This window comes from Natrinema hispanicum, assembly GCF_900111485.1.
Lineage (GTDB): Archaea > Halobacteriota > Halobacteria > Halobacteriales > Natrialbaceae > Natrinema > Natrinema hispanicum_A.
Map to the genome: position 1 here is coordinate 1 of NZ_FOIC01000087.1, position 1,473 is coordinate 1,473.

Below are 1,473 nucleotides of genomic sequence, written 5' to 3' on the forward strand. Positions count from 1 at the left end.
TACTACTTCGGCGGTTGAATCGGCACCGCAATCTTCGCTGGACGCCTTTGAGTTTGCATGGCCCAAATCAACTGCCGGATACAGAATCCAAAGTTGGCGATTCGGCGATTTCTTGACCCAGTTCGGGCCGCGTTCACGACGCGGCCCGACGGCTCGTCGTGGGCGCGTGCCGCCAATACGTGGCGGATGGCACTTGCCTACGTTGAGGGGTTAGTGCGCCCCGGCAGCCACAAAACCTTGCGTGGCATTGGGAAACGAATGGATGTTCATGAAGACCGCATCCGGCGATTCATTACTCAGAGCCCTTGGAACCATGATGCCCTCCAGGATCATCTCAATGACAATATTCCAGATAGCATCGCCTCGGGGGAGGCGATGCTGATCTTCGACGATGTCGATTTCCGCAAGAAAGGAAATCATAGCGTCGGTGTTACACGCCAGTACGCTGGATCTGTCGGGAAAGTCGATAACTGTCAAGTCGCGGTCGATCTGGTGTCGGCTGTTCCGGGCGCCGCCCGGAACGCCGACCAACTCACATGGCCGCTGGGCATGGACCTGTATCTCCCGCGTCCATGGATTGAAGAGGATAGCTACGCGGAGCTTCGGGATGAAGTTGGACTCCCGGAAGATACTGAGTTCCGGACGAAACCCGAGATCGCACTAGAGCTGATCGAGCGCACTCGATCAGCGAAGGTTCCTCACGCGTGCGTGGGAGCCGATGCTGGGTACGGAGATGACCGTGAGCTGCGTTCTCAGCTCCGTGCGTGGGACGAACCGTACGTTCTCGGTGTAACCCCATCGGAACTCCGAGTCATTCCAGCAGAGACACCGATACGGCCGCCGGGTCCGACAGACGGACCCGGCCGGCCGCGGACTCATCCTACCTATCCCGAGGATGTGGAGGCTGTCTCACCGCGTGAGATAGCCGATGAGATCGAGGACTGGAAAGAGGTAACATGGTCGGAAGGGACGAAGGGACCGCTGTCGGGACAGTTCCACAGACAGCGAGTACGGGTAGTGTCGAACACCCAGCGGCGCTGGGTGTCCGACGAAGAGGCGTGGTTATTGATTGAGGACCGAGATGGGAAGACGAAGGCGTGGCTGTGCTGGGGTCTTGATGAGTGGGGTCTGGAAGAGTTAGTCGAGTATGCGCACGTACGATGGCCGATTGAGCAATTTCACAAGGATGCAAAGCAGGTACTGGGGATGGATCAGTTCGAGGGACGAACGTGGACAGGGTGGAACCATCACGTATCAGTGGTGTTGATGACGTACTCGTTTTTGATGACCGAGCGAGCCGCGCAGGGCGCGGCCGCTCGGTTGCCCCCGTTTTCGCAGGTTGCTCGGATCGCAATTCACGAGATGGCGGTACGAACAGTCGAAGAACAAGGAGTTGATCGACAGACCGCTGAACGAGTAGCAGAGGCAATGCTCAGGGGGTTTACTGACTGGTGATCAACCGCCGAAGTAGTA

The 1,473-nt window shown here is 58.0% G+C and carries 1 protein-coding gene; it reads left to right on the top strand.

Annotated features, from left to right (window positions below; all coding sequences use genetic code 11):
* The first annotated feature begins 57 nt into the window (after window positions 1-57).
* Window positions 58-1,455 carry an IS701 family transposase gene (locus BSG09_RS20035; protein WP_092936255.1) on the top strand — a complete coding sequence of 466 codons (1,398 nt, stop codon included), beginning with the start codon at window positions 58-60 and terminating at the stop codon, window positions 1,453-1,455.
* Window positions 1,456-1,473 lie beyond the last annotated feature (18 nt).

What these genes read in the sequence shown, in the direction of transcription:
- BSG09_RS20035 (WP_092936255.1), top strand. Translation starts at nt 58, where the DNA reads ATGGCCCAAATCAACTGCCGGATACAGAATCCAAAGTTGGCGATTCGG.